General features: G+C 66.3%; 12 protein-coding genes. 10 read left to right on the top strand and 2 right to left on the bottom strand.

All coding sequences use genetic code 11. The features are described 5' to 3' along the window. Nucleotides 1–48: 48 nt before the first annotated feature. From aspS to ACWMMN_RS14435, 8 genes are all read left to right on the top strand, one after another. Nucleotides 49–1,851, top strand: a complete 1,803-nt coding sequence (gene aspS, locus ACWMMN_RS14470) for an aspartate--tRNA ligase (RefSeq protein ID WP_486422792.1) — start codon at nt 49–51, stop codon at nt 1,849–1,851. Between the two features lie 160 nt (nt 1,852–2,011). After that, nucleotides 2,012–2,506, top strand: a complete 495-nt coding sequence (nudB, locus tag ACWMMN_RS14465; RefSeq protein ID WP_059233229.1) for a dihydroneopterin triphosphate diphosphatase — start codon at nt 2,012–2,014, stop codon at nt 2,504–2,506. Continuing rightward, nucleotides 2,503–3,777: a cardiolipin synthase ClsB gene (gene clsB / locus ACWMMN_RS14460; RefSeq protein WP_059233230.1), complete on the top strand. Its 1,275-nt coding sequence runs from the start codon at nt 2,503–2,505 to the stop codon at nt 3,775–3,777. Before nudB ends, clsB begins: the two co-directional genes overlap by 4 nt. A 200-nt stretch (nt 3,778–3,977) precedes the next feature. After that, entirely contained in the window at nt 3,978–4,577 is a 600-nt protein-coding gene (locus ACWMMN_RS14455; protein WP_006751498.1) for a TetR/AcrR family transcriptional regulator, read from the top strand. Nucleotides 4,578–4,635: 58 nt separating this feature from the next. Next, entirely contained in the window at nt 4,636–6,423 is a 1,788-nt protein-coding gene (locus tag ACWMMN_RS14450; RefSeq protein WP_059233231.1) for an acyl-CoA dehydrogenase C-terminal domain-containing protein, read from the top strand. Nucleotides 6,424–6,535: 112 nt separating this feature from the next. Then, nucleotides 6,536–8,971 carry a 3-hydroxyacyl-CoA dehydrogenase/enoyl-CoA hydratase family protein gene (locus ACWMMN_RS14445; protein ID WP_174993184.1) on the top strand — a complete coding sequence of 812 codons (2,436 nt, stop codon included), beginning with the start codon at nt 6,536–6,538 and terminating at the stop codon, nt 8,969–8,971. A gap of 27 nt (nt 8,972–8,998) precedes the next feature. Continuing rightward, nucleotides 8,999–10,198: an acetyl-CoA C-acyltransferase gene (locus ACWMMN_RS14440; RefSeq protein WP_043190603.1), complete on the top strand. Its 1,200-nt coding sequence runs from the start codon at nt 8,999–9,001 to the stop codon at nt 10,196–10,198. Between the two features lie 91 nt (nt 10,199–10,289). Beyond that, nucleotides 10,290–11,057 (top strand): enoyl-CoA hydratase, encoded by a 768-nt coding sequence (locus ACWMMN_RS14435; protein WP_059233233.1) that lies wholly within the window; start codon nt 10,290–10,292, stop codon nt 11,055–11,057. A 37-nt stretch (nt 11,058–11,094) separates the two neighbouring features. Here ACWMMN_RS14435 and fdhD read toward each other — a convergent pair whose 3' ends face one another. After that, nucleotides 11,095–11,937 carry a formate dehydrogenase accessory sulfurtransferase FdhD gene (gene fdhD / locus ACWMMN_RS14430; RefSeq protein WP_420874358.1) on the bottom strand — a complete coding sequence of 281 codons (843 nt, stop codon included), beginning with the start codon at nt 11,935–11,937 and terminating at the stop codon, nt 11,095–11,097. A 114-nt stretch (nt 11,938–12,051) separates the two neighbouring features. Here fdhD and ACWMMN_RS14425 point away from each other — a divergent pair, with 114 nt between their 5' ends. Then, nucleotides 12,052–12,534: a nitrate reductase associated protein gene (locus ACWMMN_RS14425; RefSeq protein ID WP_059233234.1), complete on the top strand. Its 483-nt coding sequence runs from the start codon at nt 12,052–12,054 to the stop codon at nt 12,532–12,534. Between the two features lie 43 nt (nt 12,535–12,577). Here the strand turns inward: ACWMMN_RS14425 and ACWMMN_RS14420 are convergent, their stop codons facing one another. Then, nucleotides 12,578–12,973 (bottom strand): acyl-CoA thioesterase, encoded by a 396-nt coding sequence (locus ACWMMN_RS14420; RefSeq protein ID WP_034208354.1) that lies wholly within the window; start codon nt 12,971–12,973, stop codon nt 12,578–12,580. A 175-nt stretch (nt 12,974–13,148) separates the two neighbouring features. On the opposite strand from ACWMMN_RS14420, the gene ACWMMN_RS14415 reads away from it, so the two are divergent. Next, entirely contained in the window at nt 13,149–15,020 is a 1,872-nt protein-coding gene (locus ACWMMN_RS14415; RefSeq protein WP_059233235.1) for an ABCB family ABC transporter ATP-binding protein/permease, read from the top strand. Nucleotides 15,021–15,061 lie beyond the last annotated feature (41 nt).

Here is a 15,061-nt window from a genome sequence, read left to right as displayed (position 1 = left end):
GCCGCGCGTTGCGGCGCCCGTTGATCAAACCGAACGAAAGCAAACATCATGTCGATGCGTACTGAATACTGCGGTCTCGTGACCGAACACCTGCTGGGCCAAACCGTGTCGCTGTGCGGCTGGGTGCAGCGCCGCCGCGATCACGGCGGTGTGATCTTCATCGACCTGCGCGATCGTGAAGGCCTCGTGCAGGTGGTGTGCGACCCGGATCGCGCCGAGATGTTCGCGACCGCCGAAGGCGTGCGCAACGAGTTCTGCGTGCAGATCAAGGGCCTCGTGCGCAACCGTCCGGAAGGCACGGCCAACGCCGGCCTGAAGAGCGGCAAGATCGAAGTGCTGTGCCACGAACTGATCGTGCTGAACGCGTCGGTCACGCCGCCGTTCCAGCTCGACGACGACAACCTGTCGGAAACGACGCGCCTCACGCACCGCGTGCTCGACCTGCGTCGCCCGCAGATGCAGCACAACCTGCGCCTGCGCTACCGCGTCGCGATCGAGGCACGCAAGTACCTCGACGAGCAGGGCTTCATCGACATCGAAACGCCGATGCTGACGAAGAGCACGCCGGAAGGCGCGCGCGACTACCTCGTGCCGTCGCGCGTGAACGCGGGCCAGTTCTTCGCGCTGCCGCAGTCGCCGCAGCTGTTCAAGCAGCTGCTGATGGTCGCGAACTTCGACCGTTACTACCAGATCACCAAGTGCTTCCGCGACGAAGACCTCCGCGCCGACCGTCAGCCGGAATTCACGCAGATCGACTGCGAAACGTCGTTCCTGGGCGAGCAGGAAATCCGTGACCTGTTCGAAGACATGATCCGTCACATCTTCAAGACGACGATCGACGTCGAGCTCGACGCGAAATTCCCGGTGATGCCGTACTCGGAAGCGATGGCGCGTTTCGGTTCGGACAAGCCGGACCTGCGCGTGCAGCTCGAATTCACCGAGCTGACCGACGCGATGAAGGACGTCGACTTCAAGGTGTTCAGCACGCCGGCCAACGCGAAGGACGGCCGTGTTGCGGCGCTGCGCGTGCCGAAGGGCAGCGAACTGTCGCGCGGCGACATCGACGGCTACACGGAATTCGTGCGCATCTACGGCGCGAAGGGCCTCGCCTGGATCAAGGTCAACGAGAAGGCGAAGGGCCGCGACGGCCTGCAGAGCCCGATCGTCAAGAACCTGCACGACGCATCGATCGCGGCGATCCTCGAGCGCACCGGCGCGGAAGACGGCGACATCATCTTCTTCGCGGCCGACCGCGCGAAGGTCGTCAACGACAGCCTCGGCGCACTGCGCCTGAAGATCGGCCATTCGGAATTCGGCAAGGCGAACGGCCTCGTCCAGGCCGGCTGGAAGCCGCTGTGGGTCGTCGACTTCCCGATGTTCGAATACGACGACGAAGATGCGCGCTACGTGGCTGCGCACCACCCGTTCACGAGCCCGAAGGACGAGCACCTCGAGTACCTCGAGACCGACCCGGGCCGCTGCCTCGCGAAGGCGTACGACATGGTGCTGAACGGCTGGGAAATCGGTGGCGGTTCGGTGCGTATCCACCGCGAGGAAGTGCAGAGCAAGGTGTTCCGCGCGCTGAAGATCGGTGCGGAAGAGGCGCAACTGAAGTTCGGCTTCCTGCTGGACGCGCTGCAGTACGGCGCGCCGCCGCACGGCGGTATCGCATTCGGTCTCGACCGCATCGTCACGATGATGGCCGGCGCCGATTCGATCCGCGACGTGATCGCGTTCCCGAAGACGCAGCGTGCGCAGGATCTGCTCACGCAAGCGCCGAGCCCGGTCGACGAGCGCCAGCTGCGCGAACTGCACATCCGTCTGCGCCAGCCGGAACAGCCGAAGGCGTAACGCGTTTTCGCACCCGGTCGTGTGTGCGGTCACGCGCACACGACACCCATGAAAAAGGCGCCGCGATGCGCCTTTTTCATTTTTTGCGGTACAGTCGCAGCACTTGCCGTACGTTCGGAGCACATGGCCGGTGCATGGCCCTGTGCCGCATGAAACAAAGATGACGAAGCCGCCGAAAATCCCCGAATCCGTTCTCGTCGTGATCTACACGCCCGACCTCGATGTGCTCGTGATCAAGCGTGCCGACCAGCCCGATTTCTGGCAGTCGGTCACCGGCTCGAAGGACGCGCTCGACGAGCCGCTCGCGGTGACCGCCGCGCGCGAAGTGGTCGAGGAAACCGGCATTGCCGTCGGCACGCCGGACGTGCCGGCCACCGCGCTCGTCGACTGGCGCCACCGGATCGAATACACGATCTATCCGCAGTACCTGCACCGCTATGCACCGGGCGTCACGCGCAACGTCGAGCACTGGTTCGGCCTGTGCGTGCCGCGGCGCGTCGACGTGACGCTGTCGCCGCGCGAGCATGTCGACCATGCGTGGCTGCCGTTTCGCGAGGCGGCCGCGCGCTGCTTCTCGCCGTCGAATGCCGAGGCGATCCTGCAACTGCCCGCGCGCGTGGCCCTGTCGCGCGCGCCGCACGGCTCGTCCGCATGAATGCGGAGACCCGCAAGCGCTTCGCGCAATTGCGGCAGATGTTCCTGCAGGAACGCGGTTCCGCATCGCGGCTCGCGTTCACGTCGGGCAACACCGTGCGGCTGTGCGAGGGCGGCGGCGCATTCTTCAAGGCCCTGATCGAACGGATCGATGCGGCCCGCGAGCAGGTGATGCTCGAAACCTACATTTTCTGCGACGACGCGGCAGGGCGCCCGGTGTCGGACGCGCTGATCCGCGCGGCGCAGCGCGGTGTGCGCGTGCGCGTGATCACCGACGGCATCGGCACCGCGCGCCTGCCGCTGTTCGACACGTGGGCCGAGGCCGGCGTCGAGCGCTGCATCTACAACCGCTTCCTGTTCGGCCGCTTCGGCTTCTCGCGCACGCACCGCAAGCTCGCGGTGATCGATCACGCGGTCGCGTTCTGCGGCGGCATCAACATCGTCGACGACTACGCGCAGAACGGCGCGACGCTGCCGTTTCCGCGCTGGGATTTCGCGGTCGAGATGGCGGGGCCTGCCGTGTCCGACGTGCGCGCCGCATTCGAGTTGCAGTGGCACCGGATCCAGTTCGGCCACAAGCCGTATGCGCAGTACGCGGCCGGGCTGCACGGCGGTGAAGCGTTCCCCGACATGTTCCGGCGCTGGATGCGCAGCCACCGGTGGATCAAGGCCGGTGCGCTCAGGGTCGTGACCGAGCCGAGCGTCGCGTTCGTCGCGCGCGACAACGTCGTGAACCGCCGCGCGATCGAGAAGGCGTATCTCGCGGCGATCGGCCAGGCGCGCCAGCGGATCCTGCTCGCGAATCCGTACTTCATGCCGGGCCGCAAGCTGCGGCGTGCGCTGACGGGCGCCGCACGGCGCGGCGTCGACGTGCGGATCCTGATCGGCCGCAAGGAGTTCGCGGCGCTCGATACGGCCGTGCCGTTCCTCTATCACGCGCTGCTGCGCGCAGGGGTGCGCGTCGCCGAATACGACAAGACGATGCTGCACGGCAAGGTCGCCGTGATCGACGACAACTGGGCGACGGTCGGCTCGTCGAACCTGGACGCGCTGAGCCTGATGCTGAACAATGAAGCGAATGTCGTGCTGGTGCGCTACGATGCAGTCACGAACGAACTGCGCGACGCAATCGCGTCTGCGTTCGCCGATGGCCGAGAGATCGACCCCGCGCGTTTCGCCGCGCGCCCGCGCATCGAGCGGTTGCTGAACTGGCTCGCGTACACCGCGTACCGTCTCGTGATGAAGGCGCTGACGGTCGGCGGTTACGACTGACGCAGACTAAGCATTCGCTTCAAAATATCTGTCCGCACGTTCGTGCGGAAAAGCCGCTCCGGTCCCGCCGGAATCGCGCAAAATAGCGGCTCGGTTAGACACCGGTTTCTAATAATTTCCTTGTTTCGCGAGCGGCCGCACTCAATAATAGTACGGCCGTTCGATTTTATTCGAACCCCCGAACGGTTACAGAAATAGCTATGCGAAAAGGCGAACAGACGCGTGCCGCGATACTTGAAGCTGCTTTGGACCTCGCCAGCCGTGACGGGCTGGAGGGGCTGACGATCGGCCTGCTGGCCGAGCGCATGCAGATGAGCAAGAGCGGTGTGTTCGCGCACTTCGGATCGCGTGAAGACCTGCAGGTCGAGGTCGTCCGCGAGTATCACCATCGTTTCGAAAACGAGGTGTTCTTTCCGAGCCTGCGCGAGCCGCGGGGCTTGCCGCGCCTTCGGGCGATGCTGGCCCGCTGGACGGAGAAGCGCATCCAGGAGGTGACGACGGGATGCATCTACATCAGCGGTGCCGTCGAGTACGACGACCGGCCTGACAGCCCCGTGCGCGAGCAGTTGATCGCGAGCGTGACGGCCTGGCGTGCCGCGATGCTGCGTGCCATTTCGCAGGCGAAGGAAGAAGGCCATCTGCGTGCGGATACGGATCCGGACCTGATGCTCTTCGAGTTGTACAGCTTCACGCTCGGCCTGCATCACGACGCACGTTTCCTGCATTCGCCGGACGCCGTGCGCCTCACGTGGGCCGCGCTGGAAAAGACGATTGTTTCGTATCAGAGCGAGAGCCGTTAGCGGCGCGTGACCCGCCCGCCAGGAGCTCGAGCCGTTTTGCCCACCTTTGGAGAGAGTCATGGGACAGTACGCCGCGCCGCTGCGCGACATGCAATTCGTGTTGCACGAGCTTCTGAACGTCGAAGCCGAAGTCAAGCAAATGCCCAAGCATGCGGACCTCGACGCCGACACGATCAACCAGGTCCTCGAGGAAGCGGGCAAGTTCTGCTCCGAGGTACTGTTCCCGCTGAACCAGGTCGGCGACCGCGAAGGCTGCACGTATGAAGGCGACGGCGTCGTGAAGACCCCGACCGGCTTCAAGGAGGCCTACCAGCAATACGTCGAGGCCGGCTGGCCGGCGCTCGGCTGCGATCCGGACTACGGCGGCCAGGGCCTGCCCGCGTTCGTGAACAACGCGCTCTATGAAATGATGAATTCGGCGAACCAGGCCTGGACGATGTATCCGGGCCTGTCGCACGGCGCGTACGAATGCCTGCACGCGCACGGTGCACCGGAACTGCAGAAGGCCTATCTGCCGAAGCTCGTGACCGGCGAATGGACCGGCACGATGTGTCTGACGGAGCCGCATTGCGGCACCGACCTCGGCATCCTGCGCACCAAGGCCGAACCGAACGGCGACGGCTCGTACTCGATCAGCGGCACGAAGATCTTCATCTCGAGCGGCGAACACGACATGGCCGCGAACATCATCCACCTCGTGCTCGCGCGCCTGCCGGACGCACCGCAGGGTACGAAGGGGATCTCGCTGTTCATCGTGCCGAAGTTCATTCCCGATGCAGCGGGCGAGCCGGGCGAGCGCAACGGCATCAAGTGCGGCTCGATCGAACACAAGATGGGCATCCACGGCAACTCGACGTGCGTGATGAACCTCGACAACGCGAAGGGCTGGATGGTCGGCGAGCCGAACAAGGGCTTGAACGCGATGTTCGTGATGATGAACGCGGCCCGGCTCGGCGTGGGCGCGCAAGGTCTCGGCCTCACGGAAGTCGCGTACCAGAACTCGCTCGCGTATGCGAAGGATCGCCTGCAGATGCGCTCGCTGACGGGCCCGAAGGCACCGGACAAGCCGGCCGACCCGATCATCGTGCACCCGGACGTGCGCCGCATGCTGCTCACGCAAAAGGCCTACGCGGAAGGCGCGCGCGCGTTCACGTACTGGTCGGCGCTGCAGATCGACAAGGAACTGTCGCACGCCGACGAAGCCGTGCGCAAGGAAGCCGCCGACCTCGTCGCGCTGCTCACGCCGATCATCAAGGCGTTCCTGACCGACAACGCGTTCGAGTGCACGAACCACGCGATGCAGATCTACGGCGGCCACGGCTTCATCTCCGAGTGGGGCATGGAGCAATACGTGCGCGACGCGCGGATCAACATGATCTACGAAGGCACGAACTCGATCCAGTCGCTCGACCTGCTGGGCCGCAAGGTGCTCGGCGACATGGGCGCGAAGCTGAAGAAGTTCGGCAAGCTCGTGACGGAATTCGCGGAAGCCGAAGGCGTGAAGCCGGAAATGGCCGAGTTCATCAACCCGCTCGCCGACATCGGCGACAAGGTGCAGAAGCTGACGATGGAAATCGGCATGAAGGCGATGCAGAACCCCGACGAAGTCGGCGCTGCCGCCGTGCCGTACCTGCGTACCGTCGGCCACCTGGTGTTCTCGTACTTCTGGGCGCGCATGGCACGCCTCGCCCTCGACAACGAAGCGTCGGGCGACCCGTTCTACAAGTCGAAGCTCGCGACGGCGCGCTTCTACTTCGCGCGCCTGCTGCCCGAAACGGCATCGACGATCCGCGCCGCGCGCGCCGGTTCGAAGACGATGATGGAAGTCGACGAATCGCTGTTCTGATGCGAGTCCGGGCGGTGCGCGCCGCGCGCCGCCCGAACGCAACGGTTCCTGGTACTCACTTCTCCGTGCAGCCCCACATCCCGCGCTGCACGACACTATCCGGAGACATCCCGTGAGCAATTTCCTGATTCGCAAGGTCGCCGTGCTGGGCGCCGGCGTGATGGGCGCGCAGATCGCCGCGCACCTCATCAACGCACGCGTGCCGGTGCTGCTGTTCGACCTGCCGGCCAAGGAAGGCCCGAAAAACGCGATCGCGCTGAAGGCGATCGAGAACCTGAAGAAGCTGTCGCCCGCGCCGTTCGGCGTGAAGGACGATGCGAAGTACCTCGAGGCAGCGAACTACGAAGACGACATCGCGAAGCTGGCCGAATGCGACGTCGTGATCGAGGCGATCGCCGAGCGGATGGACTGGAAGCACGACCTGTACAAGAAGGTCGCGCCGCACATCGCGCCGAACGCGATCTTCGCGACCAACACGTCGGGCCTGTCGATCACGAAGCTGTCCGAAGGGTTCTCGGACGAGCTGAAGGCGCGCTTCTGCGGTGTGCACTTCTTCAACCCGCCGCGCTACATGCACCTCGTCGAACTGATCCCGACCGCGCATACGCGCCCGGAGATCCTCGATCAGCTCGAGACGTTCCTGACGAGCATCGTCGGCAAGGGCGTCGTGCGCGCGAAGGACACGCCGAACTTCATCGCGAACCGCGTCGGCATCTTCTCGATCCTCGCGGTGATCACCGAGGCCGCGAAGTTCGGCCTGCGCTTCGACGAAGTCGACGACCTGACCGGCAGCCGCCTCGGCCGCGCGAAATCGGCGACGTTCCGCACGGCGGACGTGGTCGGCCTCGACACGATGGCGCACGTGATCAAGACGATGCAGGACAACCTCGCCGACGATCCGTTCTTCCCGGTCTACCAGACGCCTGCCGTGCTCGCCGAGCTGGTGAAGCAGGGCGCGCTCGGCCAGAAGACGGGCGGCGGCTTCTACAAGAAGGAAGGCAAGGCGATCAAGGTGCTCGACGCGAAGACGGGCACCTACGTCGACTCGGGCGCGAAGGCTGACGAAACGGTCGCCCGCATCCTGAAGCGCCCGCCGGCGGAACGCCTGAAGCTGCTGCGCGAGACCGACCATCCGCATGCGCAGTTCCTGTGGTCGATCTTCCGTGACGTGTTCCACTACATCGGCGTGCATCTCGAGTCGATCGCCGACAACGCGCGCGACGTCGATCTCGCGATCCGCTGGGGCTTCGGCTGGAACGAAGGCCCGTTCGAAGGCTGGCAGGCTGCCGGCTGGAAGCAGGTCGCCGAGTGGGTGCAGGAAGACATCGCAGCCGGCAAGGCGCTGGCGAACGTGCCGCTGCCGTCGTGGGTGCTCGAAGGCCCGGTCGCCGAGAAGGGCGGCGTGCACACGGCCGAAGGCTCGTGGGCGCCGGCAGCGCAGCGCTTCGTGCCGCGTTCGGACCTCGCGGTCTACGACAAGCAGGTGTTCCGTGCGCCGCTGCTCGGCGAAGCCGGCGCCGATCCGAAGACGTACGGCAAGACGCTGTTCGAAACCGACGCCGTGCGTGCGTGGGTCGACGACCGTGCCGGTGAAGACGACGTCGTGATCGTGTCGTTCAAGTCGAAGATGAACACGATCGGACCGAGCGTGATCGACGGCCTCGTGCAGGCGATCGAGCTCGCGGAGAAGGACTACAAGGGCGTGGTGATCTGGCAGCCGACGTCGCTGAAGCTCGGCACGCCGGGCGGCCCGTTCTCGGCCGGCGCGAACCTCGAAGAGGCGATGCCCGCGTTCATGATGGGCGGCGCGAAGGGCATCGAGCCGTTCGTGAAGAAGTTCCAGGAAGGCATGCTGCGCGTGAAGTACGCGAACGTGCCGGTCGTCGCAGCCGTGTCGGGCATCGCGCTCGGCGGCGGGTGCGAGCTGATGCTGCACAGCGCGAAGCGTGTCGTGCACGTCGAGAGCTACGTCGGTCTGGTCGAAGTGGGCGTCGGCCTCGTGCCGGCGGGCGGCGGCTTGAAGGAAGCGGCGCTGCGCGCAGCGGATGCCGCGACGGCCGCGAACGCGACCACCGACATCCTGAAGTTCGTCACGAAGTCGTTCGAGAACGCCGCGATGGCGAAGGTCTCGGCGTCCGCGCACGATGCGCGTGCGATGGGCTACGTGAAGCCGTCCGACACGATCATCTTCAACGTGTTCGAACTGCTCGACACCGCGAAGAAGGAAGCGCGTGCACTGGCCGCCACCGGCTACCGTGCCCCGCTGCGTGCGAAGGACGTGCCGGTTGCAGGCCGCTCGGCCATCGCGACGATCAAGGCATCGCTCGTCAACATGCGTGACGGCCGCTTCATCAGCGACCACGACTACCTGATCGCAAGCCGTATCGCCGAAGCCGTGTGCGGCGGCGACGTCGAAGCCGGCAGCCTCGTCGACGAGCAGTGGCTGCTCGCGCTGGAGCGCCGCGCGTTCGTCGAGCTGCTCGGCACGCAGAAAACGCAGGAACGGATCATGGGCATGTTGCAAACCGGCAAGCCGGTGCGTAACTGAGCGAGCGGATAAGGCAAGGAGTCTCAAATGAGCAAACAATTGCAAGACGCATACATCGTCGCCGCCAGCCGCACGCCGATCGGCAAGGCCCCGCGCGGTGTCTTCAAGAACACGCGCCCGGACGAGCTGCTGGTCCACGCGATCAAGTCGGCGGTTGCGCAGGTGCCGGGCTTCGACACGAAGCTGATCGAAGACGCGATCATCGGTTGCGCGATCCCGGAAGCCGAGCAGGGCCTGAACGTCGCGCGGATGGGCGCGCTGCTGGCGGGCCTGCCGCAGACGGTCGGCGGCGTGACGGTCAACCGCTTCTGCGCGTCGGGCATCACCGCGCTGGCGATGGCGGCCGACCGCATCCGCGTCGGCGAATCGGACGCGATCTTCGCGGGTGGCTGCGAATCGATGAGCATGGTGCCGATGATGGGCAACAAGCCGTCGATGTCGCCGCACATCTTCGATCGCAATGAAGACTTCGGCATCGCGTACGGGATGGGCCTGACGGCCGAGCGCGTCGCGGAGCAGTGGAAGGTGAGTCGCGAAGACCAGGACGCGTTCTCGGTCGAGTCGCACCGCAAGGCACTGGCCGCGCAGCAGGCCGGCGAGTTCAACGACGAGATCGCCGCGTACACGATCACCGAGCGTTTCCCGAACCTCGCGACGGGTGAAGTCGACGTGAAGACGCGCGAGATCGCGCTCGACGAAGGTCCGCGTGCGGATACGTCGATCGAAGGCCTGGCGAAACTGCGCACGGTGTTCGCGAACAAGGGCTCGGTCACGGCCGGCAACAGCTCGCAGACGTCGGACGGCGCGGGCGCGCTGCTCGTCGTGTCGGAAAAGGTGCTGAAGGAGTTCAACCTGACGCCGCTCGCGCGCTTCGTGAGCTTCGCGGTGCGCGGCGTGCCGCCGGAAATCATGGGCATCGGCCCGAAGGAAGCGATTCCGGCCGCGCTGAAGGCGGCCGGCCTGAAGCAGGACGATCTCGACTGGATCGAGCTGAACGAAGCGTTCGCCGCGCAATCGCTGGCGGTGATGCGCGACCTCGGCCTCGACCCGTCGAAGGTCAACCCGATGGGCGGCGCGATCGCACTCGGCCACCCGCTCGGCGCGACCGGCGCGATCCGCGCGGCGACCGTCGTGCACGGCCTGCGCCGCCGTAACCTGAAGTACGGGATGGTCACGATGTGCGTCGGCACCGGCATGGGCGCCGCGGGCATCATCGAACGCCTGTAAGCGGAGCGGGACAAGAGCGACGACGGTGCGCGGGCCACGAGCTCGCGCACCGTTTTTTCATTCCGGTAGAGGAAAGTCAAAGGAGACGGTTGTGTCCGAAATTCAAGTGGAACGCGCCGAAGGCGTGATGACGATCACGATCGCGCGCCCGGCGAAGAAGAACGCGCTGACGGCGGCGATGTACCAGACGATGGCCGATGCGCTCGCCGACGCGCAGGAAGACAAGGCGATCCGCGTGATCCTGCTGCGCGGCAGCGACGGCAATTTCACCGCGGGGAACGATCTCGAGGATTTCCTGAAAGCGCCGCCGAAGGACGACACCGCTCCGGTGTTCCAGTTCCTTGCGCGGATCAGCAGCGCGAGCAAGCCGATCGTGGCCGCGGTGCCGGGCCTCGCGATCGGCGTCGGCGTGACGATGCTGCTGCACTGCGATCTGGTCTACGCGGCCGACACCGCGACGTTCTCGCTGCCGTTCGCGCAGCTCGGGCTGTGCCCGGAAGCCGCGTCGAGCGTGCTGCTGCCGCGTCTGGCCGGCCATCAGGTCGCGGCCGAGAAGCTGCTGCTCGGCGAGGCATTCGATGCGCTGGAAGCGCACCGGATCGGCATCGTCAACCGCGTGCTGCCGGCTGCCGAGCTCGACGCGTTCGCGGCGAAGCAGGCGGCGAAGCTCGCGGCGCTGCCCGCGGCATCGCTGCGTGTGACGAAGGCGCTGCTGAAGGATACGGGCGGCGTGGCGACGTCCGCGCGGATGGCCGAGGAAGCGGGCCACTTCGCGGCGATGCTGCGCGCGCCGGAAGCGCGCGAGGCGATGACGGCGTTCTTCGAGAAGCGCAAGCCGGATTTCCGTCAGTTCGACTGACGGAGCAGGGCGCGCCGGCGCGCGCCTTGGTTCGCGATCAGGCCGTGCCGTAGTCGACGTGGCCGGTTTCGCGGCAGAAGCTGACAAGCCGCAAGCCGGCCGCCTTCGCGATTTCGATCGCGAGCGACGACGGCGCGGAGATCGTCGCGACCAGCGGAATGCCGACCCGTGCGGCCTTGCGTACGAGCTCGTAGCTCGCACGGCTCGACAGGAACACGAAGCCGTCGGTCGCGTCGGCACGCGACAGCACGAGCGAGCCGATCAGCTTGTCGAGCGCGTTGTGGCGGCCGACATCCTCGAATGCCATCCGGATCGCGCCTGTTGCGTCGCACCACGCGGCCGCGTGCAGGCCACCGGTCAGTTTCGTGAGCGCCTGGTGCGCGGGCAGCCCGTGCGCCGCACGCGCCAGCGCGTCGGGCGCGAGGCGCGCGAGAAAGCCCGTGTCGGGCACGCGCTCGGGGGCGAGGTCGAGCAGGTCGATGCTTTCGATCCCGCACACGCCGCAGCCCGTGCGCCCCGCGAGCGCACGGCGCCGGTCCTTCAGTGCGGCGAACGCCTGCTGGACGACCTCCAGGTGCACTTCCGCATGCGGCAGCGGCGCGTCGGCGTGCAGGATCACCTCGATGTCCTTGATGTCGCTGCCGCGCGCGACGATCCCTTCCGAGATCGCGAAGCCGACCGCGAACGCTTCGAGGTCGCGCGGCGTACACATCATCACCGCGTGCGAAATGCCATTGAAGACGAGCGCGACCGGCCATTCCTGGCCCACGTGGTCGTGCGCGGTTTCGACAGCGCCGCCGCGCGTGCGGCGCACGGACAGCTCGATCGCGCCGCGCGGTTCGTCGCGCAGTTCGTCGGATTGGGTCGGATTCACGAGCACTCCCGTTGATTCGAAGCACGGCCGGCGACAATCGTGCCGCCGCCCGCGCGCAGAGGTTCTAAAATACCTCAGGCAGGCCGGCCGCGCCGGCATCCGCCACATCAGGTAACGACCATGGGACTCAGCGACGCTCCGTTGCTCTTCAACTTCGAACACGATTCGTCGGAAAACTTCACGTACATCCCGATGATCGTGCGTTTCAATCTCGACCGTTTCGGTCTGCGGATTTCGCTCGAACAGTGGCAACTGCTGCCGCTCGAGGACCGCAAGCTGCTCGCGCGCTTTCCGGCCGACGACGACACCGCGATCGAGCCCAACTTCGATCATGCGCTGTTCGAAATGCTGCGCACGCACGCGGATCTGGAACCGTCATGGTTCCAGCCGGACGAGCAGCCGACCTGGCGTGCCGTCGACACGGTGCCGGAGACGCTCGTGCAGCAGAGCGCGCTGGCCGGGCTGACGGCGCCCGCGCTCGCGCAATGGCAGCGGCTCGCGCCGTTCCAGCGCTATGTGCTGGTCAAGCTGTCGCGCAAGCCGAAGCTGAATCACGATTTCCTGCCCGCGATGCGGGAGTTCGGGCTGACGGCCACGCATTGACGCGGCCGCGTGCCGTGCGCCGCGCGGTCGCGGCGCTCGCCGGTCAGAGCGGCGGCAGTTGCCGCGGCTTGCGATCGGGGCCGGTCGCGACGTACGTGAGCGTCGCTTCGGTAACCTTCACGATTTCGCCCATCAGGCGCATGCGCTGCGCGTACACCTCGACGTCGACCGTGATCGACGTGTTGCCGGTGCGCGTGATGGTCGCGTAGAAGCTCAGCAGGTCGCCGACGAATACCGGCTGCTTGAACACGAACGAGTTGACCGCGACCGTCGCGACGCGGCCGTTCGCGCGCTGGCTCGCGGGGATCGAGCCGGCGATGTCGACCTGCGACATGATCCAGCCGCCGAACACGTCGCCGTGGACGTTCGCGTCGTGCGGTTGCGGGACGACGCGCAACGCGGGCTGCTTCTGCGGGAGTTCGAGGGTCGAATCGGTCATGGCGGGGGCTTTCATCCTGTAATAAATAGGCCGCCGCGCGCAGGCTGGCCGGCGAGGCCGCCGGCAGCGGCGCGAAGCGGCTTCTGCGACAATACAACGTTCGCAAATTGTACGAGAAAGCGCGCGAGCCGGCCGTCGATACACGCGTCGTGCACCGCCACAGAGACTACTCCCCATGCGCCGATTTCCCGCTTCCGGCGAGCCCGCGCCGGCTTCGACCGGGCCTCGCAACGACTGGCAGACGATCCGGTCGCTGCTGCCGTACCTGACCACCTACAAATGGCGCGTCGCGCTCGCGCTCGCCTGCCTGATCGGCGCGAAGGTCGCGAACCTCGGCGTGCCGGTCGTGATGAAGCGCATCGTCGACCACCTGTCCTACGTGCAGCAGATCACCGCGATCGGCCGCGCCGAACAGTCGGCCGGCATCGTGCTCGCGGGCGGCGTCGGGCTGCTGGTCGTCGCGTATGCGCTCGTGCGGCTGTCGACGTCGCTGTTCACCGAGCTGCGCGAGATCCTGTTCTCGAAGGTCACCGAGAGCGCGGTGCGCCAGCTCGCGCTGCAGGTGTTCAGGCACCTGCACGGGCTGTCGCTGCGATTCCATCTCGAACGCCAGACGGGCGGCATGTCGCGCGACATCGAGCGCGGCACGCGCGGCATCCAGCAGCTGATCTCGTATTCGCTGTACAGCATCCTGCCGACGCTCGTCGAGGTCGGGCTCGTGCTCGGCTTTTTCGTGGTCAAGTACGAGGCTTATTACGCGTACGTCACGTTCGCGGCGCTGGTCACGTACATCGTGTTCACCGTGAAGGTCACCAACTGGCGCACGCATTTCCGCCGCACGATGAACGAACTCGACTCGCGCGCGAACTCGCGGGCGATCGATTCGCTGATCAACTACGAGACGGTGAAGTACTTCGGCAACGAGGAGTGGGAGGCGCAGCGCTACGACGAGAACCTGAAGCGCTACCGGAAGGCCGCGATCCGCTCGCAGAACTCGCTGTCGGTGCTGAACTTCGGCCAGCAGGCGATCATCGGCACGGGGCTCGTGTTCATCCTGTGGCGCGCGACGCAGGGCGTGCTCGCGGGCAAGCTGACGCTCGGCGATCTCGTGCTGATCAACACGTTCATGCTGCAGCTCTACATTCCGCTGAACTTCCTCGGCGTCGTGTACCGCGAGCTGAAGCAGAGCCTGACCGACATGGACCGCATGTTCGGGCTGCTGTCGGCCGCGAAGGAAGTGGCCGACCGGCCCGATGCGCAGCCGCTCGCGGTGGCCGGCGCGCAGGTGCGCTTCGAGCACGTGAACTTCGCGTACGAGCCGGCCCGGCAGATCCTGCATGACGTGACGTTCACGATCGATGCGGGCACGACGACCGCGGTGGTCGGCCACAGCGGTTCGGGGAAATCGACGCTGTCGCGCCTGCTGTTCCGTTTCTACGACCTCGACCGGCAGGCGGGCGGCGCGATCCGGATCGACGGCCAGGACATCCGCGACGTCACGCAGGATTCGCTGCGCGCGTCGATCGGGATCGTGCCGCAGGACACCGTGCTGTTCAACGACTCGATCTACTACAACATCGCATACGGCCGGCCGACCGCGACGCGCGACGAAGTGGTCGCGGCCGCGCGCGCCGCGCACATCCACGATTTCATCGAAAGCTTGCCGAAGGGCTATGACACGCCGGTCGGCGAACGCGGGCTGAAGCTGTCGGGCGGCGAAAAACAGCGCGTCGCGATCGCGCGCACGCTGCTGAAGGACCCGCCGGTGCTGCTGTTCGACGAAGCGACGTCGGCGCTCGACTCACGCTCGGAGCGTGCGATCCAGCACGAACTCGACCAGATCGCGCGGCATCGGACGACCCTCGTGATCGCGCACCGGCTGTCGACGGTCGTGCATGCGCAGCAGATCCTCGTGATGGATCACGGCAGGATCGTCGAACGCGGCACGCACGACGAACTCGTGCGCGCCGACGGGTTGTATGCGCAGATGTGGGCGCTGCAGCAGCAGCGCGCGGCGGCCGGCGGGGAAGAGGCCGAGACCGCTTAACGGGCCCGCGTAGCGGGCGGGGGCGGCGCAGCGCGCCGGGC

Source organism: Burkholderia cepacia complex sp. TUM26381, assembly GCF_057439935.1.
Note: the sequence above shows the minus strand (reverse complement) of the source record. Positions and strands in the feature narration are given on the sequence as shown.